Genomic DNA, 24886 nt, shown 5'->3' with positions numbered 1-24886 from the left:
TCAGTTATCCTATTCGACGTGAGTCTTCTCTTCATAAGGCTGACAAGACCTGGTTAATTCTGGAGACACCGTGTCCACAATCTATACTTTCCTGGCCAAGGGTGGCCCAGTCATGATTCCCATTGCGGGATTATCTGTACTGACTTTAGCGTGTGCCTTCGAACGAACCATTTTCTGGATCCGTTTGATCAGTCAAGAACATCGTATTGTTCATGATGTCTTGGATGCAGCTCGCTGCAGCTTAGAGGAAGCGGAAGCCATTGCTCAGCATGCTCGGTTTTTGCCCATTGGCCGATTCCTGTTAGCACCGCTGCGCTTGCATCAACCCTCGCCAGAGACCTTCCGCTTAGCCCTGGAAGCGGCGGCAGATAAAGAATTTGTCAGAATGCGCAAGGGCGATAAGCTACTGGAAACAACTGTGGCGGTTGCCCCCCTGATGGGTCTTTTGGGAACAGTAACTGGCCTGATCAATACTTTTAATAATCTCAACATTGGCAGTGGGGGCACCTCTGAACAGGCAACCAAAGCGGCTGCAGGGATTGGTGAAGCCCTCTTAACCACAGCAGCGGGGATGGTCGTTGCCATTTTGGCCCTGATTGTTCTACGCATTTTTGTGATTTTGCAGGCCCGCCAAGTCGATACATTCTCCGAAGTGGGAAGCGAAATGGAATTGATTTATCGACAGGTCTGGTACGAACCCAACCAGGTCAACCGTCCTGCCTATTTGCCAAAAGGCAGTTCAGTTGAACCTACCCAGGTTACTTTAGAAACTCTGTAAAGGTATTGCTGCTGCCCTTGGTACTTTGCATTCAAATCTATGAAATTTGCTCAACAAGAATCGACGATTCCCGAAATTAACTTGATTCCCATGCTCAACGTGATGATGGGAATCTTGGCTTTTTTTGTGATGATCACCATGACCTTGAGCAAGCAAAAAAGCTTAGAGGTTCAACTTCCTCAAGAAGCAGGTGGGCAACAGGAGATCAAACTCTCGGATCTTAAAAATCAATTTGTGGTGGATCTAGATAACCAAGGTCAGGCATCCCGGGACAAGCAGTCCATCTCTGATAAAGAGCTACAGGCCAAGGTCCGCCAGTATTTGCTGGATAATCCCAAGGGCAATGTGTTTTTGAAGCCAAACCCCAAATTGACTTACGAAAAGATGATGCACAAACTCGATCTGATGCGAGCTGCCGGGGGTGAGCGCGTGTCTTTAATTATTGAATAAATTTATGCGTTTTCGATCTCGCAAAACTGGTTCTCAAATCCCAGAGGTGAATTTGGTGCCTTTGATGGATGTATTAATGTCTGTGCTGACGTTTTTTATCATCATTTCCATGACCTTAACGGGGCAACAGGTTTTGCAAGTGACCTTGCCAACTTCAAATACTGCCTCAATAGATAATAATAAGCTGCCGCAGCAGGCCAATCCGCTGGTTGTAGGGCTGACATTGAAGGAGGAAATCATTTTAGATAATGAGCCTGTCAATTCTGGCAAACTTGCAAATCGTATCTCTACTTATATTGACAAAAACCCGCAAGGAAGAATCATTTTGAGTGCCGACCGGAAACTACCCTACTCAAAGGTTTCTGCACTGCTCAAAAAAATGGGAAAAATGGGGGGCGATCGTATATCACTTCTCCTGCAGGACAAATAGAAAAATTGAAGATTTAGATATTTTTCTCTGGGCGACAAACTTAACCTGGCAATAACATTCCCATAAACCAAATCAGCATTTTCCATTAACTGACCTTAATCTTGCTTAGGTATTCTTGCTTTGGCTTTAAGTCATTTTTTCTAAATTACGTATCGATTGTTAATTATGGAGAAAGGTATGCAGCTGAATCGTTCGACCCTGACAGGTGCGGTTGTTTCGCTAGCGGTCGCCGTCAGCACAACTGCTTTCTCGGCCACTTCTGCCGATGCCCAAACTAAAAAGATAAAAATTGACGGTTCCAGTACCGTATTTCCAATCAGTGAAGCCGTTGCTGAGGAATTTCAAAAGTTAACAAATAACAAGGTTAACGTCACAGTCGGTGTGTCTGGAACCGGTGGCGGTTTTAAGAAGTTTTGTGCAGGTGAAACAGATATTTCTGACGCATCTCGACCCATTAAAGAGAAAGAACAAAAGCTTTGTGAAGGGGTTGAGTATATCGAAATCCCTGTTGCTTTTGATGCTTTAACCGTTGTGGTCAACAAAGGCAATCCCATCAAGAGTATGACCGTTGCTGAACTCAAGAAGATGTGGTCAGAAAACCCAGAGGGTTCTGTTACTACATGGAAAGAAGTCAATTCCAGCTGGCCCGCTGATAAAATCAGCTTTTATGCCCCAGGTTCTGATTCGGGTACTTTTGACTACTTCAATGGCACCATTGCCAAGAAAAATCATCGCAAAGATATAACCGCCAGCGAAGATGACAATATTTTGGTTCAAGGCGTTTCCCGTGAGCCCAATGGAATTGGATATTTTGGATTTGCCTACTATGAGCAAAATAAAGATCGCCTGAATGCAGTGGCGATTGACAATGGTAATGGACCCGTCCTCCCCTCCCGTGAAGCAGTGGAGAATGGCACCTACACGCCTCTGTCTCGCCCTATCTTTATTTATGTCAATAAGAAGGCCGCCAAGCGTCCTGAAGTTCGCCAGTTTGTGAACTACTACCTCAGAAAAGCTGCTGAGTTTTCTGCTGAAGTCGGCTATATCCCTTTACCTGCTCCGGCTTATCAGCAAGCGGCTAAAAATTTCCGCGAAGGCAAGACTGGCAGCTTCTTTGCGGGTAGAGATACAGATGGCCTAAAGGTCTCTGAAGTGCTCAAATCCAAATAGACAACAAGCTAACTTTGGTTTTCTCACACTCTGCTGATTGTTCCTGAGGAAGTTCACGAGTTCTTCCTCAGGAACTTCTTTTTTGAAAAGTTGATTTTAAGTGTTCTTCCAAACCTTTTCATTCCAAAAGGCAGCATTCAATTCCTTTTCATTGACCACCGATTGTCCATGACTACGCAGATTAAACCACCTCCAACCCCTCCAAAGACATATATCCCGGAGGCACCCAAACCCCCCAAACGTTTTTTCCTTTGGTGGTTATTCAAACATCCTCTGGTGCTGATCTCTGCAATGGTTCATGGCGCCATACTGGCCACGCCTGTTTCCTTAGAAACTAAAGTAGAACAACCTAAAATTAAAGATATACCCATCACAAAAACGGTATCGTTGAAGCGGACAAAAGTTAAATCGAAACCCAAGCCTAAGCCTAAGCCCAAGCCAAGGATTCAGAGAGCACCGGTGACACCTCGCCCGCTACCTGTGTTACCCGATTCACCTAAACCCCCAGAAATAGAAAGGCTCAAGCCAGAACAAAAGCCTGGTTCTAAGGATCAAACAACTGAGAAGCAAGATCCTAAAGACTCAGAATCTCAATCTTCTGACTCGGAGCCCAAGAATGATTCTGATCTTAATGCTAAAAATCAGGAAACCGATACTCCTCCTGCTCCTCCGATTGAAAGTGAAGAGGTGGAAACCATTTTTGGCGAGTTAGACCAAGCATTAATTAATTCTGAGGTTGAATCAGATTTTGATTACATTCCCGGTCCTGAAGAGTTTCCTGAACCCGAAAAGTTTTTTACGCCAGAAAGCATAAAAGCGTTTGATTTCAAAAATCCAAAATTAGCGGCTTTAGGAGCGATTATCAATAGTCCTCGTTACTATCGTCTTAAAGAACCTGATGAAGTCTTAGCCTCTTTCCCAACCATTCCAGCCTTCAAATCTGCTTCTCAACCTAAAAAAATTGGTGAATACGGAGGGGGGCCAGTATATGAGTTCAAAGTTGACGATAAAACTTACTATGTCAGCCTGGTGAAATCTGTTAAGAAGCTCAGTAAAGCCACCTTTGTTATTTTTTGGCGAGCGGACCCGAATAATCTTTCAAAACCAGATCAAGGAACATCCTAAACTTTCGCACTATAAAGACTTGCGATGGTTTTGTTAGTGAGAACCATAGATGAATAAACCTTTTCAGTTAACCCGTCACAGCACCCAAAGATTGTAGAGACTTGATTTGAGCTGGGGTTAACCCTGAAGTGTCAGCAACGTTCATTCCTTCATAGGGGCCTTCTGGTCTAAGAACATGCTGACATTCACCTGAAAGGATATTCCAAATCCTTAGGGTTTCATCCTCACTCGCACTGGCCAACAGGCAGCTATTGTCCGTTTCAACAGGATTAAAGACGAGATTGGTAATAATTTGAGTATGCCCCGTTAAAGTCTGTTGACAGTTGCCTGTCTCAACATCCCAAATTTTGATCGTAAGGTCGTAACTTCCACTGGCTAGTCGCCTGCCAGAGGGACTAAAGTCGATCCGGGTGACTTGAGCCGTATGGCCCGTCAGAGTCTGCAGTAGTTTCCACGTTTTGGTGTCCCAGAATTTAATGTTCCCATCGGCTGTACTGTAGGCCAGAAATCGGTGATCAGGACTCCAGACCACAGACCAAATCCAATTGTCTTCATGAAACGTTTGCAGACAGTCTCCTGTTTTTATGTTCCAGACGTTTGCTGTTCCATCTACACCACAGCTCGCCAAACTTTGACCATTGGGACTCCAGGCAACCTGAAACACCCAACCTTCATGCCCTTCCAAAAGTTGTAGACATCGCTGAGTGTCCGCTTTCCAAATCCTAACTCGATGATCTGAGGAACCTGTAGCAAAATATCGGCCATTGGGACTCCAGGCCAGACAAAAGACAAATCCCTCATCCTCCTGCAATGTGGCTATACAAGCATTGGTCTCCATATCCCATAATTTGACAGCGTTGGACCCACTGGCTAAAACTTGTCCGTCAGGTCTACAGCTAACAGACCAAACCCAGTTTTCGTGAGCCTTCCAGGTTTGTCTGCAGCGACCTTGTTCCCAAGTGCGTATCGTGTGATTGGAGCTTCCAGATAGTAGAGCTTGTCCATCAGGAAGCCAGGCTAGAGCATAGGAGTAGTCGATATAACCAGCCAAGGTCTTCAAAGGTCGACCGGTTTGTACGTGCCAAAATCTAACGGTTTGATCGCTCCCGCCGCTGGCTAGCATTTGACCATCCGGACTAAAGGCCACGGACCAAACCCAATGCAGATGACCAACTAAGGTTTTCAGATGCTGGCCACGGACATCCCACACTCTGACGGTGCGGTCTTCACTGGCACTAGCAATATGTTGGCCATCTGGGCTGAAGGCAATGGCAGTAACCATAAGATCATGCCCCGATAAAGTCTGGCGGCATTGCCCCGTCTTCACATCCCACAATCTGACTGTACGGTCAGCACTTCCGCTCGCTAGGGTCTGACCATCAATACTATAAGCGACAGAAAGGACCCACTCAGAATGGCCGACACAAGTTTGCTGGCACTTTCCTGATTGCAAATTCCAAATTTTAAGGGTGTGATCGTGACTAGCACTGACTAACTGTTGACCATCAGGACTGAACTGGAGCGATCTCACATCGCTGGTATGCCCTTGCAATACTTCGGGCAACTGATTCCTTTCAAGGTCCCACAGCAAAATATCCGTATCACTGGTACCAATCGCTAGGGTTTGACCATTGGGACTAAAGGCTACAGTCCAAACCACATTACACTTGAGTTCCAAACTGTTAATACATTGGCCAGTAGTAACATCCCAAACTCTGACCATATTGTCTTCGCCGCCACTGGCCAGTTGCTGGCCATCGGGGCTAAAGGCCAATGCCCACCCCCAGTAACTGTGATCCTCAAAAGACATATGGAGTTGACCATCCGCAACTTGCCAGAGGCGAACACTCCCAGTGGCATCAATGGTTGCTAGAAAGTCTCCTTTAGGGCTGTAGGCAATGTTAAGAATGCCGCTAAGAGATTGAGTGAACAAGGTCTGCTGAAAATTAGCCCCCTTAAAATTGACCTGAGGTAAAGACATATCCCGAAGGTTTGCCTGCCAGATGGGAAGTTGGGAGAAATCATACCCTGTTAAATCCAGCTTGAGTTGACGGCAGAGATTGATCAAATTTCCAGGCCCATATCCAGTCACTGGACTGGTATGGAGTTGATTTAACACTGACTGTACCCATTGCGCCAGCATGGGGGCAGAGAAAAAAGTGTTGCGGAGTAATTGGGCTAAGGGCTCTAATATCAGGCGTTTCTGGCTGTCTTGAATATAGTCTTTGACAGTTGTTTTCAGTAGAGCATGGGTATGAAAGTAGGACTGTGATGATGTCAGACCTTGCCTCTGCACCCCCTGAGAGTCTGTATCTTCCATCAAATCTTGATACACCTGCTGGACTAAATCATTGGTCACATATTCCATAACGACAGGTTGCAAGGTGTATTGTCCAGATTGCCCTTGGCGACTGACATTTTTCTCAATCAGGTTCCTCCAGGTAAGGGCTTCCAGCGATTCCAGTAAGCTGGCCATGGATACGGTTGGCACAATATCTCGCTGCAATTCTGCAATCGAAGTCCACTCTCGATTAATCGCTAACCAGTTCAGAATAACTTTTTCGAGGGGACTCAACCGTTTAAACTGCTGGTCTAGCAGACGGCGTATGCCGTTAAAGGCCACCGTTTCTTGGGCTAAAAAGTCCTCTAGGTTGCCTTCAAATAAATCTTGGATAGAGCTGGCAATAATTTTGAGGGCTAGAGGACTCCCCCCATAGTGATGGCTCAGCTGCTGTTGCTGCTCGGGGCTACCCTCAATTCCTTTGGCATTGAGTAATGCAGTGGCGACTTCAGAGGAACCTCGCAGGGAAAAGGAGCGAACGGCTAAGTCCAAGCCTTCTAATTCGGCCACCTCTGGCGGTTTCTCTCGGCTAGTGAGGAGCAAACAACTTTGGTGAGCCGTTTCTCCCACAACCCGAAGTAGATTCCCATATTCTTCATAGCCTGGGCGGTAGTATCCCACTTGTCCAGCCTGGAGAATCGACTCCAGATTGTCGAATATGATCAAGCATTTAGAGGCTCGCAGACATTGCACCAGTTGGCGGGTCGAGCATTGATCGGATTGTTGCTCAGACAGAAAGGGGATCAGTTCTGCAATGACCTCGTCTGCTGTTGGCGCGTTGCGGAGGGATCGCCAAATCACAAAATCGTAGTGATGTTGGACCTGCTGGGCCAGCTTTGCGATTAAGCTCGTTTTGCCCATCCCTCCCATGCCCAACACGGCCACTAATCGACACCCCTCGGTCAGATTACAGGTAGAAATTTGGGCAAGTTCTTCATTACGGCCATAAAATTTAGAGACATCGGGGGCTTCGCCCCAGTCCACAACAGGGGCTTTCTCATTGGCTATACCTGAAGGAAGTGGGGTAGAGTCCTCTGCGATAGGTGGTTGAACTAGTGAATCCTCACTGACATCAGATTTGTCCAATCGCTGAATCAATAAGGACCGAAAATTTGTTTTGGTGACTTTTTCGCCTAGTTCTGAGGAAATGCTTTTCCAAAGTTGAGCGGCCACACTTTTTATATAGTCCGTATCGTAGCCAGCCTCTTCAGCAATTTCTGCATAGCCTTTACCGTCCCAGGCTTGCTTAAACACCAATGTTTTAACTTGGTTGAGTGTTCCGGGGGGCAGGGTTTTTTCTAGAACAGCCAGAGCATCTACAGCAATCAAGGTTTACTTTCCAGGCTTTAGAAAATCCAAGGGTAGGCCAATTGTACCGCTGTGCCTTGGCGGAGGCATAGTTAGGTCAACATAACGATCTCACTTTTTGATCACATTGCGGCTGAATCTTTGTGATCTAGACAACCCGAGCTTCTTACTTTTCTATTACTGACGCAGCTGATAAATCGCCATAGACTTAGTTCAACAACCTGAATGGTGATGGCTGAAACCCAAACCGGAGCAACCATCGGGATGAGGAGATAGCCGCCGACCATGCATTAACGGCAGTCGGATAAACCACGGTTGTGCATCACCTTTCCACCCAAATCACACCGATTTAGCGAGGAGACAAACTTTGTTTTCCTTCTCAATCGCTTTGCTCATTATTCTTAATTTGGAGAAAATCATGACTACTTCTTCCCCAATCACTCCCGTCAGCGAAGAAACCCGAGCCCTAGTTAATCAAAAGATGGCGAATGAGTCAGATGAGATTAAGCAAAAAGCCGGCGAGTTGGTCGACTTAATTAAAAAGCGGGCCGAATCTGAACTTTCTGCTGCTGACCAAATCACCCGTGAAACCTATCATCAGGCCATCAGCCAAGCGAAGGCAACCCTCAATCAAACAGAAACCTTTTTCCAAGAACAAGGCAATGCTTTGGATCAGTCTCTTAAAGAACTCAATGATGATGCCAGTCGCAAATGGGACACCTTTGTGGCTGAACTCAAAGGCATGGGAGATCGCTTCGATAAAGCCGTGAATTCTGCTTGGGCTGCCTTGATTAAGGAGTCATAGCTGGATTTTGCCAATGATGGCCTGAAGGGCCTCTGAACTCTTTCCCCTTAGTTAGTGCTTGTACGTTCCGAAGTTCTAATCCCAGGGGAAGGAGTGTCCCAGGACAAGACTAACTGCTAGGAGGTGGACATTCATGAAATGGAAAACGCTACTGACTCAAATCACAATTTGGCTCGCGCTTGAAGTACTGCTTACAGCAATTGGGCTTGATGATATCGCTGATTATAGTGAGTTTCTAATTCATAGAACGTCAGGCTTCTACAGCCATGTCCAACGGCTTGCGACTTAAAGCTTAGAGCCATCGATCAAGCTTTTCAGAACTAACCCGACTAACCGATACATACACGAGAGGGAGACGATTATGGGGTTCAAATATATCAATGAAATTGCCACACCTGACAATATCAACCAGCTATTGACCTTTATTGATCATGTTGCCGGGGCCGGGACGGATGTGAATGAGGTATTTGATATTAGCGACTTGCTGCGAGATAGTCCCCAAATGGAGCGCTGTCTGACCTGGATGAGAGAAGATGCAGCGACTGCTCAAATGATTGAAGCGCAATATTTGGGTTCAGAGTATGACTTGGAGAAAATGTTGCAGATGCCGGAAGGATCATTAGGGTGGACCTATGCCCGAGTAATGAGTGCATTGGGATACGAGCCCCACTTCTATCGCCTACGCAATATTGAAAAGGATGCAGATTATGTAATCAATCGCATTCGTAAAACCCATGATTTACATCATATTTTGACGGGCTTTAGCATGGATGACTTTGGTGAAGCGGGTGTCCTGTCTGTTACCGTTGCCCAGACGGGCTATCCCGGTTGGATATTGATCAATCTTCTGGGTATGTTGCTGGACTTTTTTGGTGGTCCCCAAGATAACGGTATCGATGTTGAATATGACTATGACATCTTGTCTACGGGCATCAAGATAGGACGAGACGCAAAGCCTCTGTTCCCCGTGAAGTGGGAAGAACGGTTCGAACAGCCCCTAGATGACTTGCGGTCTGAGTTCAATATCCAGCCAGTTACGGAAGGACAGTGGAGTTGGTATAGCCGTCCTCAACTTCGGGATGCGATCGCACTGACAGAACCGACCGCTGTTTAACTAAAAAATTGACTCAGCCCGTTGTTCAGCATTACCCATCATGATCCTAGAAGCCGTTACGATCATTTCCCTCTTTACCCTGGTATTTGGTTCAGTTTCGGGGCGGATCGAAAAGAGCATGATTACGCCACCGATGATTTTTGCCACCTTTGGACTCTTGATTAGTCCCTTGGTTAGCCAACTGCTGAATCTGTCCGTGGATAGTGAAGTGGTAGATATTATTGCCACCACAACCTTGGTCTTCGTCCTGTTCACCGATGCGTCTCGGATTGATTTCAAACTCTTGAAACAGCAGTATCAACTGCCCCTCAGACTGTTGGGGATTGGCTTACCGTTAACGATCCTGTTAGGTAGCGGGTTTGCGATCGCACTCTTTCCCCAACTCAATATATGGGAAGCCGCCGCTGTTGCTACCATACTGGCTCCCACCGATGCCGCCCTAGGGCAGGCCGTAGTCAATAGTCCCAACGTGCCCGTGCGAATTCGACAAGCCTTGAATATTGAGAGTGGGCTGAATGACGGGATTTGTCTGCCTATCTTATTGATTTTCTTATCCCTAGCTGAGTCAGCGGGGGGAGAACAAACTGTTGCTAGCTGGGGTGGGTTTGCCTTGGCTCAACTCATCATGGGATCCGTAGTGGGTATTCTGGTGGGCTATTTGGGAGGACAACTGATTGCGACCACGGCTCGTACCCATTGGATGACTGAGAACTATCAACGCTTATCACTGCTTTCTTTGGCTGCACTGGCCTTCTGTTTGGCTGAACCCCTGGGTGGTAATGGATTTATCGCTGCCTTCTGTGCCGGACTGACCTTAGGCAATACGAATCGAGAACTTTGCCCTCGCCTATATGAATATGGTGAGACAGAAGGTCAGTTTTTTATCCTCGTTACCTTCGTCATTTTTGGCGGTCTAATGGTCTTGCCTGTTCTTACGCAAATCCAGGGCAGAGTGATTCTCTATGCCGTTCTAAGCCTCACTGCAGCTAGGATCTTGAGTGTTTCCCTTAGCCTTGTTGGCATGAAACTCCGTTGGGACACCCAACTATTTCTGGGGTGGTTTGGTCCTCGCGGCGTGGCCTCCATTCTCTACGTGCTAATGGTTCTGAATCGGGAAGCCATCCAGGGACGAGAGCAGATATTTACCATTGTGGTGTCTACAGTTTTGCTCAGCATCTTTGCTCATGGGCTGTCAGCGTTTCCCGGTGCCAACTGGTATGCCCAAAGAGTGAGGAAAGAGCAATCCTTGTCTAAGGCAGAACATTTGACGGTACCTACAATGCCCGTTCGTCTACCGTATCGCTCCAGTTATCGTCCAGCCGCCGCTCGCCCTGTTGAATGACGATTGGAGAATATTGATAACTGGCGATTCCTAAACTCAAATCAACACCATTCAAATTTACTGTCCAACCCAGGAGTGGGGACATTCTTATGCATATGGCTTCATTTATTGTCCTTGAATTAACGACACTGGTGGCGATCTCATTCGCAGCCATTCACTACTGGGCTCGCCCCCTCCATAAGTGGCTTTACACCTCTGAGCAAATCGCGATTTCCTTTAGTGGCGGCATGGCTATCACCTATGTGTTTTTGCACCTCCTCCCAGAACTGGAGCAGGGAGATGTTTCCCTAGGCAGATTTCCCATTCACATCGTTGCTTTAATTGGATTTCTGCTTTTTTACGGCGCTCAACGTTGGATCTGGTCGCAGACACAAGATGATTCCCAGGAACTGAACAAGAGAGCCTTTTGGCTACAGATGTTATTCATTAGCTCTTATAACTTCTTGCTCATCTATTCCATCCCAGAACAGTTCGAGCAGAGCATTCCCTTTGCCTTTATCTATGTTTTGGCCATGAGTTTACACCTGTTATCCACCGATCATCATCTGAGTGAACACTACAAACATCTGTTTGATCAACAGGGTCGATATGCATTAATCGCAGCCGTCTTTTGTGGACTCGTCACTGACCTATTTGCGGAAGCAGCAAATCGCACCTTCTCAAATACCCTCACCGCTCTTTTGACTGGATTCTTGATGTTCAATATCTTCAAGGAAGAACTTCCAGACCATAAAGAGACTCGATTTGTCTGGTTTCTAAGCGGTGTGGTGTTTTATATCTTTCTCTTAGGTGGCTCTTGGCTGTTGGGATAATTAGATGAACCTAATGAGTACATGCATAATTGATATACTCTAGGCGGCTAAGATATTAACTTTCTTAAAAGACTGAAACTTGAGTGATAGTAAGGTGGTGAGTTTCGCCTTATGCTCTCCATTACACTGGTCGATGCACTGTTGAATGGCCCCTTTGAAGGCGGGAAAATCAGCATAATACTTTGAATAGAGACATTCCTTGCGTACAAAACGCCAGAGTCGCTCAATCAAATTCAAATGGGGTGAATAGGAGGGCAGATAGACCAGCTCAATATCGACGATCTCGGCAAAGTCCGTTACAAGCTGACATTTCTGGTATCGCGCATTGTCTAAAATCACGCTGATGGGTATGACTGGGTCAAGTAGCGCCAGCTTGGCCAGTAACAGGCACATACTGTGAGAATTGATATAGGTGTGGTTGGTAACGCTGACTAGGTCTTTGGTGATAGCGTCGAGCGCGCCCAGGACATTGAAACGTTGGCGACCAGAAGGAGAAGGGATGAAGATCCGAGTGATGCACCAGACAAACCCTAGATAAGCACGGTGAACAAAGTGAGCAGCATCCACAAAAAAGACAAGACGCTCTTGGCGTTGAGCTTCCTCTAATAAGGGTTCAAGGCGAGTGTGTCGAAACTGCTCTTGCTCCTCAATTTTCTCGGGCAGACTCGACTTTCCCGGCACATACCCCACTTTTCGATAACGACAACCGATGCGTTTGAGGAAGGCTTTGATTTGGGTGGGACTGCGTTTGATGCCTGTTAATTGCTCAATGACCGCTTGAGCTTCTGCACTGGTGCGGGGAGGATGTTGCTCAAAGTAAGCTCTCACACTATCGCTATGAGCGTTGAGTAGACTCGGTTGACCTTTATATTCAAGGGTCTTCAGCCCTTCAATCCCTCCTTGTTGATACTGACGAAGAGTTTTGGCTAAAGTGGGGCGACTAATCTGACAAAGCTGGCAGATCTGGGTATGGGAAAGACCTTGACTCTTCAAGTAGAGCACTTCCATCCGTCGCTGCACCCGTGGGTGAGGGTGATGATAGCGTTCGTAATTGAGTTGTTGGATTTCCTCTGCGGTGAAATCAATTTTAATCATGGGAGTGGAGGATAGGTGCGGGGATACTCCCAGTGTGCCAAATCTCTCTACCACAATGTTAAGTCACAAGTCGTCCGCAGTATAAAAGTACAATGCCTGATATAGAGAGCTAAAATTCTTCCATATCAGGCATTTTTCGCAGGGTGCAGTGCTAGGTGGCGGAGTCTAAGGAGTAATGCATAAAAGCTGGGAAAGTCACTGACATCTGATTAGTGATATTTTTTCTAAGGAAGGGTTGGTTAGAATTCATCAATTAGAACTCTGCCATCAGATATAGCCTTCGCCTGCCTTATGTAATAGAACCACACAGTCTTCCAAGCACGTTCTCAACAAAAGTGGAGCAATGGTGCCTTATGACTACAGACATTGACCTCAATCCAGAAAATCTAAAGGGTTTAGAGTTACAACCTACCGCAGAAGGGCAACCCTTCAATTGGCTAAAGCAGTGGTATCCGGTTAGCCCCTTAAGCTATCTTGATGACTCCTGTCCTACCCCCATCACCTTGCTCGGTAAAAATCTGGTGATCTGGCAACATCAGGGTCAGTGGATTGCAATGGATGATGTTTGTCCCCATAAACTGACGCAATTATCCCTAGGCAAGGTTCAAGCGGATGGCACTCTTGTCTGCCGTCAACATGGTTGGTGCTTTGATCAGCAGGGACAGTGTGTCCAGAATCCGATGCTGCCTGCTCAGTTAGATCAACCAGCCGCTTATCACAATGTTAGATCTCATGTAACTACCTATCCGACCCAGGTTGAACAAGGATTGCTTTGGATTTGGCCAGATCGTAACGACCGAGCCTTTGCAGACTGTCAGCAAAAGCAGCCCGCAACACTGCCTAAAACGAGTCCGAAGTGGAATAAGACTGATTGGCACATGATAGAGGTTCCTTTAGGCTACACTGTTTCGATTGAAAACAGCTTTGACCCTGTACATGCCCAATTTCTGCATGAAGGGATCGGCACTTTTTCACCCGCGAACGCCATTCCTATGCAGGGTTTCGAACTCCTAGGTGAGCTATCTGCAGAGGAAGGTTTTGTTCTTAGTCACAAAGGGTATAACACCTTCAACCGAGAGATGGAGGCAACTCGAACATTCCGTCCTCCTTGTGCCAACATCACCCAGTACTACCTGCCAACGGGTGGCGTCCAAACCTTTCAACTCTATTTTGTCCCAACGGCACCAGAACATTGTCGATACATTATGAAGTTCGTGATGGACTTAGAATTCCCAGCACGTCCATTGAGTCTAATACAGTGGATGAACAAACAAATGCTAGGGTTACTGCCCGAGTATGTGCAGGTTGGACTACAACATTTGGGGACTTACAAACTCAATGACCAGGATATTACAGCTATGCATGCCCAAGAACGGAATGAGGCTGTTATTGATACGGGTCGTAGACGTTCTCCCTTCCTTCCTTCTCCTGCTGATCAGGGAACTTTGACCTTAAAAAACTGGCTCAATCGATTTGGGAGTGGTGGTCCTGAACCTAATTCTCTCTACGCAGAAAGAGTGGAGAGCCGTAGTAATGAGCAACTCTATGACCGCTGGCATCGCCATACTAAACTTTGTCCTAGCTGTCGCCGTTCTGTAGAGTGGATTGCAGAAGTTCAGCGGGTGTGCCATTTTATGACAACTATGATGGCAATTCTGGGGGGAATCATGCTTTTACTGCCACTCACCACCCGCCCCAGTTTGGGATGTTTTGCAATTGCAATTCTGAGTCTACTGGGACATCAGGGACTCACAAAATTGCACTCGCATTTCATGAGTAGTATTCCTGGGCAAGGAATACCAAGCGTACGACTCTGGCCCACTGGAAGTGCTCGAAATCTGTAGTTTTGGGCAGACCCTATGGGACCGCAAATCGGGTTTTAAGCATCTATGAGCAAGTGCTAGATCTGGTAAGCAGTAACTTTATCTCAAAAAAATTACTTTTTAGTTACTTCAAAATTCAATAGGTTGAACCCCCAAAAAGATCTTACTTTAACCTTACTGAAAAACTATGGGGAAATGAATAGGCTTAGTTTGTGTTAATCAATCAGCCTGCTGGGCATTGCTTACTCAAAGGGTTCACGCGAAGAGGTGAATATTCACCCTTCATGATTAATCACTGAGAATTAGAACGCTTTATTGTCTGCGCTAATTCCCAATTCTTTCTTAATGTCGAATGTTGTCATTTATTCCTACGAATAGGAGAATTTGTGATGTCTATTTTTCCCCAAGTACAAACACGATCTAGCCTTTGCAGTTTACGTCTTGCGGTAGCAGCAGCAGTTCTAGGAACCAGCACTAGTTTGTTGGTGGGTACAGGGGCCATCGCAGCTGAGTCGGTCACCCTTAAATATAATTCCGACACCGTAACGGTTACCTTACCCGAGATGCAAAGCTTTGCCCAGTCGGGTCAGCTAACCCCAGCCCTCCAAACCTTTTTTCATACCACTCAAAAAGTCCCTACCCAGTGGAGCGAACTCCTCACCAAAGAAATCAAAATCCCCTATTTTATTGAACGTTTGATCCACAGTCCCAAAGGCAGGTTTGTCCTCCACCAAATTGACGAAATGGTCTACGAGAGCGGATCAAAAGGGCTAGAAGATTTAGACAAAGCCGTTACTAAGGCGATGGCCGATGGCAACATCTCCGTCATTGAAGTCATTCGAGACTACCCTGCTTCCACCATCAATATCGACCTCAAGGTGGTTGAAACGGACTACAACCAAATCAAACAACTGGCAGAAGGCATCGAAAAAGGCGATTCCACCACCCCTGCCCCCGATTTCCTTAAAGGCATCCTGTGTCATTGCCAAACCGCTCAAAATAATGCCACATCCCAGACCCAACTTCCCTCAACTCAATTGACATCATCCAAGCCAATAGCTTGTCATCTGCCCTTGGTCCAGAAGTAGTGGCCCACAAACTCATGTCCAACATTAGCTAAAACACCGACACATTGAATCAAAGGAGAAACATTATGGTTTTGTCATTCCAGTCCTTCAATCGTTTGTTTACCCAGCGTTTTTCAAAAGCCCTCACTATTGGAACCGTTTGCTGCAGCGCTATACTGCCCAGTGCTGCCTTCGCAGCTGAAAAAGTTGTCTTGACCTATGGTCCCTTTGCTCGCAGTGTACCCATCCAAGAATTTGAAACCCTAGCCTCGACAGGTAAAGCCACGGGAGAATTGGCAGAACTTCTGAAACTGGCTAAGGAAGATCCCAAGGAAGCTCAGCAATTTCTGACCTACGATGTCAAAGTTGATCCAATCACGGTGGATGGTGTTCTCAACACAGCTCCCGGAGAATTCCTGCTTTCAGAATTGGCAAAGGTGGTCCATACCAAGAGCGATCGCGCCAATGTACAGGCACTCCGGAGTGCATTAGTCCTTTCCGCCAGTAAAAACGATAGCTTAACCCTTCTGGAGCTATTACAGAACTATCCAACAGCCGAACTCTACATTGATGGCGTCCAACTTAAAAAAGACGTCAAAGAAGTCAACTCACTCTTGGGTTCCGTTCACAGTTACCTTAACCACCTGCAATGTAACTGCTCTTCGGCTACAGCTTCCGCACCAACCGGACAGTAATTCTGGCGAGAGGTTTTTTTCAACACCTGTCCCTCTCAGCCTCTGGATTCAAAGCTGGTAACTACCAGCTTTGAATCTGATTTATCCAAGCCCCAATCTCGAAAAGCTGGAGAATAGTTGCCATGATTGACTCTCAACAACAAGTTTTTATCCAACGCCTCATTGCAACCTTTGTTATTACCGCCGTTATTGCAGACACCTATCCCCAACCGAACTTAACACCAGGTTTGTTGGAATCAACCTTTAGGAAAATCGAACAAACATTGGTTTTGTCTAAAGTTTGAGAACTTACGATTAACAACTGAACCCTAGGTTCATTTCCTCGCGGCTTCTTGTCATTTGCCATCAATCAGGAGCTAGCAATCCATGAAAATCACCTGTTTGCAGAGCTTGACGAACCACAAATACACTCAGCTTTTACTCACGCTGTTACTGCTGTTTGTGGCCTATGCAGTCGTTGGTGCTATAGCGGCAGAGGTTATCCTGTCCCTCATTTTACTGATAGCTATTGTTCTGATTGTAAGAACGTTTTTTCTCCAAAAAAGAGCATTCTATTTTTACATTGTGATTGCTGGGTTAGCCTTCATTTCCGACTGTTTCTACATCCTTTTTACTCAATCGAGTTATCACAGATTAATTCCCGCGTTGATCGCAGATAGTGTTTATATTGGCTTCTTGATTCTGTCCATTATCTTGATGCTCCACAAGCTGTTTGAGAACAACAACGTAACGATCGATACGATTGTCGGTGGTATCTGTGTATTTCTGCTAATTGGAGATTTATGGTTTCTGTTCTATAGCAGCATTCACTTATTCCATCCTGATGCCTTTAGTTCTGCTAGAGAGACAATCCAAACCTTTGACCTGTTGTACTTTAGTTTCACAACCCTAACCACAGTGGGGTACGGTGATGTGGTACCCGTCAGTCAGCTGGCTAAGGTTGTTGCCAATTTTGAGGCAATTGTTGGCGTCATTTATCCTGCAATTTTTATCAGTAGATTAGTCGGTGGGTACAACCCTGACTGAAACAATCTTGAGTCTGCCCACAAATTGATATTTTTGGTGATGAGAAACATCTCAAAGCGATGGACCAGACCAAATCCAATTTTCTTTATGAAATGTTTGCAGGCAATCTCCTGTCTTTACGTCCTAGATGTTTGCTGTTCCATCTACGCCATAGCTCGCCAAACTTTGACCTTTGATTGGACCCACACTACCCATTCGCGTACCGTATCGCTCCAGAATTGTTCAGCCGCCACTTCCCCTCGCTCGGTTGAATGACGATTGGAGAACATTGATAACTGGCGATTCCTGAATGCAAATTAACCTAACTCAAATTCAAAGAGGCACTCTCAGGCCATAAAGAGACATGTTTCGTCTGGTTTCTAAGTGGTGTAGTGTTTTATGTCTTGCTGTTAAGTGGTTCTTGGCTGTTGGGATAAGGACGGTATCGTTCATAGTTTTCATTACATTTGGTCAGCGTATGGCTTGCGGCGAGAAACTTCTAGTGTTCTGCCCCCGTTCCTTTTTGCCCTTCGAGCGAATTATTTTTTATGAATATTATTTTTATGGATTAAATGGGAGATAATCCTGGTGCCAAACTACTTTTTTGGGTCTCCTGCTATTGTTTTTAAACCCTTTACCAATCGATTCAATCCTTCAGCTAGTGTAGCTTTATCCAAAGCGCCATAAGCAATCCGCAGATAGCAGCCCGCCTCCATACCAAACGCACTCCCCGGAATGACCGCCACTCGATAATCACGAATCAACTGTTCTACCAAAACTCGATCAGGTAAGTCACAATCGACCTTAATCAACACATAAAACGCACCTGAACTAGTGGGTACAAATACCTTCTCAAGAGGCAGAAGGGCCTTCTGTACCAGATTCCTCTTTCCTGTCAGAGTAGCCAAATGTTGATGACAATACCCCCGTCCCACTTGCAGCGCACCAACCGCTGCATACTGAGATACCACTGGTGGGCAAATCAGCAACGTATCCTGAATTTTTTGAAGTGCCTCTTGCAGATGCAGAGGAGTCACCATATAGCCGATCCGCCAACTGGCGAAGCCATAAGCCTTGGAGAGGGTAAACAGGGAAATTGTATGGGTTTGCTCAGGGTCAAAACGACCCGGTGAAATATGCTCAATGCCGTCATAGGTAAAGTACTCGTAGGTTTCATCACTAATGTGATAAAGATTACGTTCCAAACACAACTGATTCACTGCTTGTAAATCCGCTGCTGAATACACTGCCCCCGATGGATTATTCGGAGAAACCGTCACAATTGCCCGTGTTCGCTCGGTAATGGCGGCTTCAATCTGATCGAGCTGGAGTTGATACTGCTGATCCGTTGGAACACAGACGGGTTGACCGTTGGCCAACCGAATGGCCATCTCATGGTTGAAGTAGTAAGGCGTTTGCAGAATCACCTCATCCCCTGGATCGAGAATGGCGAGGACCGCATTCATAAACGCCATATTGCCCCCCGCCGTCACCATAATTTGGTCACGGTGAAAGCGCAACTGATTTTCAGCCTGTAGCTTCTGGGCGATCGCATCCACAAGGGGCGGGATTCCCTGCACGGACTGATAGAGATGCACCCCAGGATTTTGGTGAAAGGTGGCTACCTGGGCTAGGGCTTCTGGCGGTGGACCATAGGAAGCGACCCCTTGTCCGAGGGACAGGGTGCCAGGATGCTGGCGAATCAGATCGCCAATAATGGGGATAATAGGAGCCTGAACCGCTTCAACGCGGGCCGATGGCTTAGGCATTAGACGGCAACCGTGCAGTGTTGCCCCAGAATCTGGCAGCATTCCGCCACCGACTTGCGGTCGGTCATGGCTTGAACCAAAGCTTCGTAAGCGTCCCAATTGGACCGAATCATTTGTCGGGCTCGATTCCCTGCTTGGCGCTCATGAACCTTTACATTCATATGCAGGCGGTTTAGAGTGCGTCGAAGTTGTCGCAGATCGTCTTTGCCGCCCTCTGCTTCTGAGTAGATAAAGGTTTCAGCTACGCCCCCCGCCATCCAAACCGTGCAATAGCGTTCAACTTGTTCCAAGGCATTGGTCTCAGAAAAATCAACTGGAGTTTCAATACAAACGCCCCCTTGTCCGCCCCCCTGTTGCTGAGCTTCCCAAGCCGTTAAGGTGTAGCCCGTAATCGGTAGATCCAGTAAATAAGCCGTTAAAAAATGTCCGGCTTCATGATGAATCACCCGCTGGCGGTACTGAGGAGATAACCGGGCAAACCCATCCAAAAACAGGGTCATCCCTTTGCCCTGATACCCAAAGGTATCCGCAACCACTAAAGCGAGAACCAGAGCTGCAAAGGCAAAAGGGATCTCTGGGGCAATGTGGAGTATGGGACCCACCAGAATCGAACCACTGAGCAGGGCAACGAAAAGTGCGATCGCATTTAAAGGAGTTTGATTCATAAGGGTTAGGATTTTAAATTTCGGGCGTTGTAGAAGGTCTCCAAACTGTCTTTGTCACCGACATAACGCCAGTGCCAGGGTTCATAACTAACCCCTTGGGAGTTCCCTTTTGGGAAGGATAACTCAAAGCTATACCGGGGTGCATTTTTTTGCAGCCACTCAAAGGCCCGAGTCTCTTCAAACGTGACATTTACATGGGTATTTGGCTGAGTTGCATCGCCAATATCCATGGCGTAGCCAGTATGGTGCTCGCTACGTCCAGGAGGAGCACTGACTTTAGCTCGCTGTTGGGCACCTTGGGCCCGCTCTTCTTTCACTCTAAAAAATAAGTAATCTTGATCCTCTACGGTTCGAAACCCGGAAAGGGCCTGAAGCTTGATCCCATCTGCTGCTGCTGCTGCGGACATTTGCTTGTAGGCCCGAGCGGCAGATGACCGTAAACGAATCCGGTTGTCTGCGGTGATGGCTTGCAATTCGTTCTCTGGGGCCACCTTGTAGGAAAAATGCCCTAAGGTCGTATCTGGGGTATTAGGGGCCTCCGTTCCTCCTGTTGGAGGGGTGGATGCTGTGGGGCTAGTTTCTACCTTGCTTTGGGAGGGTTCAGGCTTGAATAAACCGACTGCAAATGCGGCTCCAACGGCAATCACCAACAATCCAATGCCACTGCCAATCCATAGGGCAGGGTTACCTCGAGAAGGTGAAGACGCCGTTTTTGGAACGGCCTGCCGACGGGCCTCTGGAATATCGTCGTACATAAAGGCTTAAGCAAGAGAGATAAGTATTTTAATATTATTTCCTAAGGGACTAATCTAAAAGATTCATTTTGGAAACGAATCTGCAGCTCCCCCCAGAAGATCCGTCTTAGTCTTCCTATCATAAAGTCCCTCAACCCTATCCCGCCAATTCTATAATTGCCTCAAAATTCTCTGAGGATGGTCAAAAACTAGGCTTACTGATGAATTTTGGCCCCCTAGGTTCCCTGGCCTATAAGTGTAGGTTCACAAGGTAGGATGTTGAAGATTTTGCGGGATTCTAAATATATGGGAGGATGCGATCGCACTTCGGTATCATGCTGAATGATTTGATACTGTATCGTCACCTCACTAATGGGAAATATGGCAATGGAAAGGCCCTGCCGAACACAACTCTGGTCCAGTCTCGGCAGATTGAAACCTCTGTCCCTGCCGGCGATGCTTCTCAAAAGCTGTGGATTGTTTTTGGGACTGATTGTGGCTGGAAGCGGTGATGCGATCGCAACGCCAAATGACCTCCAATCACTAGATCGTGGCCATCGAATCTTGATTCAAAGGGGGCTACAGCTCAACGCCCTCACCATTGGCTTCACCATTAAAGGCAGAGAAAACGATTCCGAGCTTTGGCAGAACTGGGAAGCGAGCAACTTTACCACCCTTGATATTGGTAGGGGACAACTTGCTTCTTCCGAAACAATCGCTGGGCAAAAGCCCTGGTCTACTTGGCAAGCCAATGCCCAAGATTCTGCCCAAAGCCTTCCTGATCGTATCTTCCAATCCGACCAAATTCAGAATCTTGTCAGTTGGCAATTTAAAGACGAACAAGATATTGGCAAAGAAAGTGAACTTCAAGAATTAGAAACTTGGATCAAACATTACCGACCGCTTCTTCCCAATACCCTTCTCTATACCAACCAGCATGGTGATGAACGCTTTGGCGGCTTTGGCAGTACCAGTGACCTCAATATCCAACGCTATATGCGTCGCATCCAGCCCGATCTACTGATGCAAGACACCTATCCCTATGGAATCTGGAACGATTTGGGTAATCAAGGCGGACGTCCCGCCCAACTGTACTACGCGATGATGCGCTATCGTCGATTAGCCTTGGCTGGCAATGACGGCACAGGGCGGAAGCCCATTCCCTACGGATTATGGCTTCAAACCTTTAAAGGATCTGCGACTGGCGTAGGGACTTGGTCGCGTTTCCCTTCGGAGTCGGAACTGAGTCAGCAACAATTCGCAGCCTTAACCCTGGGATTTAAACTCCTTAATGCCTTTACCTACAATGGCACTAGTGATGTTGGAGGGAAATTAAACGCTCCATTTTTTAAACAACCCTTTGGAAAAGATCCCACGCCAGCTTTTCAACATATCGCCGAGATCAACCAACACAGCCTCAATCTAGGACCAACTCTCGTTCGGCTGCTTAGCACAGATGTACGAATAGTGCCTAGACCTCCGACTCTCGCAGATTTAATTGCTCCCGAGATTCCCCATTGGGATGCCAAGGCTGATCCTTACATGACCAGTCTAGAGGTTAAAAACCTGGGAAATCTATATGGTGGGCGTAATGGTGATGTGTTGGTAGGCTATTTCAAGCCTTTACGAGAAAGTTTTGATGGCCCTGCAACTAACCAGCAGTACTTTATGCTCACCAATGGATTAGCTGGCAAGAGACATTCGATTGAACAAACGCGTCAGCAGCTCACCGTTGAGTTTGATTTTGGTGAGAGCGAGATCACGGGATTACAACGTCTTAACCGTAAGACGGGCAAGGTGGAATCCATTCAAGCTGGATGGCGCGAGGAGGTTGCCTCAGGACTGACGTCTCAGTTTGATGTCCTGGGCGATCACAAATACCGTCTCACCCTCATCTTAGATGGCGGAACGGGAGACCTATTCAAATTTGGTACGGGTGCACCGTTTGTCGGCCAATCTACTGTTCAACAATCGATTCAAACCAGCTCCAAGAGTGGAGAGAATTGAACGGATAACTATTCAGGATCCACCCAACGGCCGTCAGATTTAATCAGGTTGATTAATTCTTCAACCCCCTCAGTCTCTGGAACTTTCTTCACTTCTTCTCGGCCCCGATATAGGGAAATATAGCCAGGTTGCTTACCCACATAGCCGTAGTCTGCATCAGCCATCTCACCAGGGCCATTGACAATACAGCCCATAACGGCAATATCCAGACCCGTCAGATGGTTCGTCGCCGATCGCACTTGATGAAGCACTTCTTCCAAATTGAAGAGCGTCCGCCCACAGGAGGGACAAGCCACGTATTCCACCATGGTTTTGCGGAGGCCCAAGGCTTGCAGGATACTGTAGCAAACGGGAATCTCTTTCTCTGGAGATTCGGTCAGGGACACCCGCAGGGTATCACCAATCCCATCTGCCAATAGGGTTGCAATCCCTGCAGTAGATTTGATCCGGCCATATTCACCATCTCCAGCTTCAGTCACACCGAGATGAAGCGGATAATCCATGCCTAGCTCATCCATTCGCCGGGCCATCAGGCGGTACGCAGCTAGCATCACGGGCACCCGAGACGCTTTCATTGAAATCACAAGATTATTGAAATCCAGAGATTGGCAGATGCGAATAAACTCTAGAGCGGACTCCACCATGCCTTCAGGGGTATCCCCATAGGTAAACAACATGCGCTCTGCCAAAGAGCCATGGTTTACCCCGATCCGCATGGCCTTGTTTTGGTCTCGGAGAGAAACCACTAAAGGTTCAAGGGTTTCACGAATTTTATCGCCAATATTTTCAAATTCAGATTGGGAAAATTCGGTCCGATCATCCTTCGCTTTTTCAAAAACATACAGGCCGGGATTAATGCGAACCTTATCGACATGCTTCGCCACTTCCAGGGCAATTTTCATGCCGTTGTGGTGAACATCTGCTACCAGGGGGACCGTCTGGTAGGTGGCTGTTAATTTTTCTTTGATGGTCGCGAGGGCTTTAGCATGGGCCATGCTGGGTACGGTCACCCGCACGATTTCGCAACCCAACTCATGCAGACGACGAATCGCAGCTACAGAGCCCTCAATGTCGAGGGTATCTTCATTGATCATGGACTGAACCACCACAGGATGGCCTCCACCAATAATCACATCCCCAACGGGAACGGGGCGAGTCTTACGCCGAGTGATTGATGTAGAAACAGGGGTGGACCGCTCGTCTGTTCCTGTGACAGGGGTTGATAAAGTCTGCATGGTGAAGGGGGTAAGACCACGATAAGGAAACTCAGGGAGCAAAAACGCTCCACCCCTTAGCTTGCCATAGATCGATCCCCGTTTGGCGGTCTATTCTTGGGAATTTCTGCCTTCAGATTCAATGTTTGCCACTACTGAAGATAGTAAGCATTCAGTCTCTAGTCCAAAGGATTGCCCTATTCAACCACCGTTGAGCCTTGGGCACAGACAATTGTGGAGCCTGTGAGCTTTGGAGTACCCGGTGGAGTTTGAGTGGGCTCATTCGATTTGCAAATTGCAGAAACGGGAATGCTGGCGTCCTGGGCATAGACCGCACCCGTGTAGCTAAAGATGCCGTTCTGTTTTGCGATCGCAGCCACGATGGCCTTATTCTCATTGGCCTCTAGCACTTGCAGTTGAAATTCACCGCTATCTTTGGGGGAATCAGATTCTAATTTCTGTAAATTGGTGGTGAATCGGCCGGTGACTAACTTCTCAGCCTGTTGCGATCTCAGAACATTGCCCAGATAAGTGTGGCCGGTATCCTGTTTAGCAACAGAGCCGTTTTTCTGCACTTCTTTTTGGACTTTGCTGACCAGCTGTTTTTCTGATTTTGATAGTTCCACTTTAGGCGCGGGTGAGAGCTTCACCTTCGCTGGAGCAGATACAGGTTTTGGCGCTGCAGGTTTAGGCTGAGACGCTGGCTTTGCCGCTGTGGTGGCCTTAGGAGAGACCTTAGGAGAGGTTTGAGGAGCCTGAGGTGTGCTCTTGGGTGCTGGAGAATTTACGCTGGGTTGAGGAGACTGCTTTGCTGTTTCTGAGCCTGAACAGCCGATCAGTAAGCTACTCGCAATCACACATATCCAATATCTGTTTCTAAGCCAAGCCATAATCATTTGGAAAATAACATTTGTCGTTCTCTTAGTTGAGTCTTCCCCAAAAGGAACCATAAGAATACAGCTTCAATAACAGATGACAAGGTAGATGTTAGAAGAGACGCCTTTTTATTCATCGACAGGATATTGATATTATTTTGTCTATGAATAAGTTTGAGTTTTCATAACTTGTAACCGTTAACACTGTTTTGTCTTCTGATTTAGCGAAGGATAATAACAGCTTGTTTTCTTCCAATGGTCA

23 protein-coding genes are annotated in these 24886 nt (G+C 46.9%); 15 read left to right on the top strand and 8 right to left on the bottom strand.

What is annotated here, in order from left to right:
* Positions 1–70 precede the first annotated feature (70 nt).
* The 5 genes from AM1_RS00750 (at position 71) to AM1_RS00730 (ending at position 3953) form a co-directional block, all read left to right on the top strand.
* Positions 71–778, top strand: coding sequence for a MotA/TolQ/ExbB proton channel family protein (locus AM1_RS00750; RefSeq protein ID WP_012160870.1), 708 nt, complete (start codon positions 71–73; stop codon positions 776–778).
* Between the two features lie 39 nt (positions 779–817).
* Positions 818–1228: an ExbD/TolR family protein gene (locus AM1_RS00745; RefSeq protein WP_012160869.1), complete on the top strand. Its 411-nt coding sequence runs from the start codon at positions 818–820 to the stop codon at positions 1226–1228.
* Positions 1229–1232: 4 nt separating this feature from the next.
* Positions 1233–1658, top strand: a complete 426-nt coding sequence (locus AM1_RS00740; protein ID WP_012160868.1) for an ExbD/TolR family protein — start codon at positions 1233–1235, stop codon at positions 1656–1658.
* 177 nt (positions 1659–1835) lie between these two features.
* Positions 1836–2828 (top strand): PstS family phosphate ABC transporter substrate-binding protein, encoded by a 993-nt coding sequence (locus AM1_RS00735; RefSeq protein ID WP_012160867.1) that lies wholly within the window; start codon positions 1836–1838, stop codon positions 2826–2828.
* Between the two features lie 90 nt (positions 2829–2918).
* Entirely contained in the window at positions 2919–3953 is a 1035-nt protein-coding gene (locus tag AM1_RS00730; protein WP_148215640.1) for a hypothetical protein, read from the top strand.
* 67 nt (positions 3954–4020) lie between these two features.
* Here the strand turns inward: AM1_RS00730 and AM1_RS00725 are convergent, their stop codons facing one another.
* Positions 4021–7623: a WD40 domain-containing protein gene (locus tag AM1_RS00725; RefSeq protein ID WP_012160864.1), complete on the bottom strand. Its 3603-nt coding sequence runs from the start codon at positions 7621–7623 to the stop codon at positions 4021–4023.
* A 397-nt stretch (positions 7624–8020) separates the two neighbouring features.
* Here AM1_RS00725 and AM1_RS00720 point away from each other — a divergent pair, with 397 nt between their 5' ends.
* From AM1_RS00720 to AM1_RS00705, 4 genes are all read left to right on the top strand, one after another.
* Positions 8021–8407 carry a hypothetical protein gene (locus AM1_RS00720; protein ID WP_049783668.1) on the top strand — a complete coding sequence of 129 codons (387 nt, stop codon included), beginning with the start codon at positions 8021–8023 and terminating at the stop codon, positions 8405–8407.
* Positions 8408–8768: 361 nt separating this feature from the next.
* Positions 8769–9521 (top strand): Coq4 family protein, encoded by a 753-nt coding sequence (locus AM1_RS00715; RefSeq protein ID WP_012160862.1) that lies wholly within the window; start codon positions 8769–8771, stop codon positions 9519–9521.
* A 40-nt stretch (positions 9522–9561) separates the two neighbouring features.
* The gene (locus tag AM1_RS00710) at positions 9562–10863 is read left to right on the top strand and encodes a cation:proton antiporter (RefSeq protein WP_012160861.1); all 1302 of its coding nucleotides are present in this window, start codon (positions 9562–9564) and stop codon (positions 10861–10863) included.
* A gap of 89 nt (positions 10864–10952) precedes the next feature.
* Positions 10953–11675 carry a hypothetical protein gene (locus AM1_RS00705; RefSeq protein ID WP_049783667.1) on the top strand — a complete coding sequence of 241 codons (723 nt, stop codon included), beginning with the start codon at positions 10953–10955 and terminating at the stop codon, positions 11673–11675.
* Positions 11676–11714: 39 nt separating this feature from the next.
* On the opposite strand, the gene AM1_RS00700 is transcribed toward AM1_RS00705, so the two are convergent.
* A complete protein-coding gene (locus AM1_RS00700) occupies positions 11715–12770 on the bottom strand; it encodes an IS630-like element ISAcma14 family transposase (RefSeq protein WP_041658446.1) in 1056 nt (351 codons plus the stop codon).
* Positions 12771–13123: 353 nt separating this feature from the next.
* On the opposite strand from AM1_RS00700, the gene AM1_RS00695 reads away from it, so the two are divergent.
* From AM1_RS00695 to AM1_RS00680, 5 genes are all read left to right on the top strand, one after another.
* Positions 13124–14614: a Rieske 2Fe-2S domain-containing protein gene (locus tag AM1_RS00695; RefSeq protein WP_012160859.1), complete on the top strand. Its 1491-nt coding sequence runs from the start codon at positions 13124–13126 to the stop codon at positions 14612–14614.
* Positions 14615–14982: 368 nt separating this feature from the next.
* Positions 14983–15681: an alpha/beta hydrolase gene (locus tag AM1_RS00690; RefSeq protein ID WP_012160858.1), complete on the top strand. Its 699-nt coding sequence runs from the start codon at positions 14983–14985 to the stop codon at positions 15679–15681.
* Between the two features lie 65 nt (positions 15682–15746).
* Positions 15747–16355, top strand: a complete 609-nt coding sequence (locus AM1_RS00685) for an alpha/beta hydrolase (RefSeq protein ID WP_041658459.1) — start codon at positions 15747–15749, stop codon at positions 16353–16355.
* A 122-nt stretch (positions 16356–16477) separates the two neighbouring features.
* Positions 16478–16639 (top strand): hypothetical protein, encoded by a 162-nt coding sequence (locus tag AM1_RS41950; protein ID WP_012160856.1) that lies wholly within the window; start codon positions 16478–16480, stop codon positions 16637–16639.
* Positions 16640–16721: 82 nt separating this feature from the next.
* The gene (locus AM1_RS00680) at positions 16722–17381 is read left to right on the top strand and encodes a potassium channel family protein (protein ID WP_012160855.1); all 660 of its coding nucleotides are present in this window, start codon (positions 16722–16724) and stop codon (positions 17379–17381) included.
* A gap of 143 nt (positions 17382–17524) precedes the next feature.
* Here AM1_RS00680 and AM1_RS43865 read toward each other — a convergent pair whose 3' ends face one another.
* The 4 genes from AM1_RS43865 to AM1_RS00665 all read right to left on the bottom strand — a co-directional run bounded on the left by AM1_RS43865 (position 17525) and on the right by AM1_RS00665 (position 20549).
* The gene (locus tag AM1_RS43865; RefSeq protein WP_012160854.1) at positions 17525–17650 is read right to left on the bottom strand and encodes a hypothetical protein; all 126 of its coding nucleotides are present in this window, start codon (positions 17648–17650) and stop codon (positions 17525–17527) included.
* A gap of 306 nt (positions 17651–17956) precedes the next feature.
* Positions 17957–19129 carry a pyridoxal phosphate-dependent aminotransferase gene (locus tag AM1_RS00675; RefSeq protein WP_012160853.1) on the bottom strand — a complete coding sequence of 391 codons (1173 nt, stop codon included), beginning with the start codon at positions 19127–19129 and terminating at the stop codon, positions 17957–17959.
* Entirely contained in the window at positions 19129–19794 is a 666-nt protein-coding gene (locus AM1_RS00670) for a hypothetical protein (RefSeq protein ID WP_012160852.1), read from the bottom strand. The genes AM1_RS00675 and AM1_RS00670 overlap by 1 nt, the downstream gene beginning before the upstream one ends.
* A gap of 5 nt (positions 19795–19799) precedes the next feature.
* The gene (locus AM1_RS00665) at positions 19800–20549 is read right to left on the bottom strand and encodes a M15 family metallopeptidase (protein WP_012160851.1); all 750 of its coding nucleotides are present in this window, start codon (positions 20547–20549) and stop codon (positions 19800–19802) included.
* A 435-nt stretch (positions 20550–20984) separates the two neighbouring features.
* Here AM1_RS00665 and AM1_RS00660 point away from each other — a divergent pair, with 435 nt between their 5' ends.
* A complete protein-coding gene (locus tag AM1_RS00660; RefSeq protein ID WP_012160850.1) occupies positions 20985–22535 on the top strand; it encodes a hypothetical protein in 1551 nt (516 codons plus the stop codon).
* A gap of 8 nt (positions 22536–22543) precedes the next feature.
* Here AM1_RS00660 and ispG read toward each other — a convergent pair whose 3' ends face one another.
* Positions 22544–23770: a (E)-4-hydroxy-3-methylbut-2-enyl-diphosphate synthase gene (gene ispG / locus AM1_RS00655; RefSeq protein WP_012160849.1), complete on the bottom strand. Its 1227-nt coding sequence runs from the start codon at positions 23768–23770 to the stop codon at positions 22544–22546.
* 176 nt (positions 23771–23946) lie between these two features.
* Positions 23947–24639, bottom strand: coding sequence for a type IV pilin-like G/H family protein (locus AM1_RS00650; protein ID WP_238549129.1), 693 nt, complete (start codon positions 24637–24639; stop codon positions 23947–23949).
* Positions 24640–24886 lie beyond the last annotated feature (247 nt).

This window comes from Acaryochloris marina MBIC11017 (assembly GCF_000018105.1).
Lineage (GTDB): Bacteria > Cyanobacteriota > Cyanobacteriia > Thermosynechococcales > Thermosynechococcaceae > Acaryochloris > Acaryochloris marina.
The sequence above is the reverse complement of the archived record's forward strand: the minus strand, read 5'-3'. Positions and strand labels throughout refer to the sequence as shown.

What these genes read in the sequence shown, in the direction of transcription:
- AM1_RS00745 (WP_012160869.1), top strand. Translation starts at nt 818, where the DNA reads ATGAAATTTGCTCAACAAGAATCGACGATTCCCGAAATTAACTTGATT.
- AM1_RS00740 (WP_012160868.1), top strand. Translation starts at nt 1,233, where the DNA reads ATGCGTTTTCGATCTCGCAAAACTGGTTCTCAAATCCCAGAGGTGAAT.
- AM1_RS00735 (WP_012160867.1), top strand. Translation starts at nt 1,836, where the DNA reads ATGCAGCTGAATCGTTCGACCCTGACAGGTGCGGTTGTTTCGCTAGCG.
- AM1_RS00720 (WP_049783668.1), top strand. Translation starts at nt 8,021, where the DNA reads ATGACTACTTCTTCCCCAATCACTCCCGTCAGCGAAGAAACCCGAGCC.
- AM1_RS00715 (WP_012160862.1), top strand. Translation starts at nt 8,769, where the DNA reads ATGGGGTTCAAATATATCAATGAAATTGCCACACCTGACAATATCAAC.
- AM1_RS00710 (WP_012160861.1), top strand. Translation starts at nt 9,562, where the DNA reads ATGATCCTAGAAGCCGTTACGATCATTTCCCTCTTTACCCTGGTATTT.
- AM1_RS00705 (WP_049783667.1), top strand. Translation starts at nt 10,953, where the DNA reads ATGCATATGGCTTCATTTATTGTCCTTGAATTAACGACACTGGTGGCG.
- AM1_RS00700 (WP_041658446.1), bottom strand. Translation starts at nt 12,770, where the DNA reads ATGATTAAAATTGATTTCACCGCAGAGGAAATCCAACAACTCAATTAC.
- AM1_RS00695 (WP_012160859.1), top strand. Translation starts at nt 13,124, where the DNA reads ATGACTACAGACATTGACCTCAATCCAGAAAATCTAAAGGGTTTAGAG.
- AM1_RS00690 (WP_012160858.1), top strand. Translation starts at nt 14,983, where the DNA reads ATGTCTATTTTTCCCCAAGTACAAACACGATCTAGCCTTTGCAGTTTA.
- AM1_RS00685 (WP_041658459.1), top strand. Translation starts at nt 15,747, where the DNA reads ATGGTTTTGTCATTCCAGTCCTTCAATCGTTTGTTTACCCAGCGTTTT.
- AM1_RS41950 (WP_012160856.1), top strand. Translation starts at nt 16,478, where the DNA reads ATGATTGACTCTCAACAACAAGTTTTTATCCAACGCCTCATTGCAACC.
- AM1_RS00680 (WP_012160855.1), top strand. Translation starts at nt 16,722, where the DNA reads ATGAAAATCACCTGTTTGCAGAGCTTGACGAACCACAAATACACTCAG.
- AM1_RS43865 (WP_012160854.1), bottom strand. Translation starts at nt 17,650, where the DNA reads ATGTTCTCCAATCGTCATTCAACCGAGCGAGGGGAAGTGGCGGCTGAA.
- AM1_RS00675 (WP_012160853.1), bottom strand. Translation starts at nt 19,129, where the DNA reads ATGCCTAAGCCATCGGCCCGCGTTGAAGCGGTTCAGGCTCCTATTATC.
- AM1_RS00670 (WP_012160852.1), bottom strand. Translation starts at nt 19,794, where the DNA reads ATGAATCAAACTCCTTTAAATGCGATCGCACTTTTCGTTGCCCTGCTC.
- AM1_RS00665 (WP_012160851.1), bottom strand. Translation starts at nt 20,549, where the DNA reads ATGTACGACGATATTCCAGAGGCCCGTCGGCAGGCCGTTCCAAAAACG.
- AM1_RS00660 (WP_012160850.1), top strand. Translation starts at nt 20,985, where the DNA reads ATGCTTCTCAAAAGCTGTGGATTGTTTTTGGGACTGATTGTGGCTGGA.
- ispG (WP_012160849.1), bottom strand. Translation starts at nt 23,770, where the DNA reads ATGCAGACTTTATCAACCCCTGTCACAGGAACAGACGAGCGGTCCACC.
- AM1_RS00650 (WP_238549129.1), bottom strand. Translation starts at nt 24,639, where the DNA reads ATGGCTTGGCTTAGAAACAGATATTGGATATGTGTGATTGCGAGTAGC.